The sequence below is a fragment of the Terribacillus saccharophilus genome (assembly GCF_002272745.1).
Taxonomy (GTDB): Bacteria; Bacillota; Bacilli; order Bacillales; family Amphibacillaceae; genus Terribacillus; species Terribacillus saccharophilus_B.
Window position 1 is genome coordinate 1 of record NZ_NPBD01000038.1, and the last position, 238, is coordinate 238.

At 53.4% G+C, this 238-nt stretch carries 1 rRNA gene; it reads right to left on the reverse strand.

The window, feature by feature from the left end:
- Positions 1-238: ribosomal RNA gene (locus CHH58_RS18115) — 23S ribosomal RNA — on the reverse strand; the annotation flags it as partial.

Below are 238 nucleotides of genomic sequence, written 5' to 3' on the forward strand. Positions count from 1 at the left end.
GTGGTACAGGAATATCAACCTGTTGTCCATCGCCTACGCCTTTCGGCCTCGGCTTAGGCCCCGACTAACCCTGAGCGGACGAGCCTTCCTCAGGAAACCTTGGGCTTTCGATGAAAGAGATTCTCACTCTTTTTTCGCTACTCATACCGGCATTCTCACTTCTAAGCGCTCCAGCCGTCCTCACGATCGACCTTCACTGCCCTTAGAACGCTCTCCTACCACTGACATCGTAGATGTC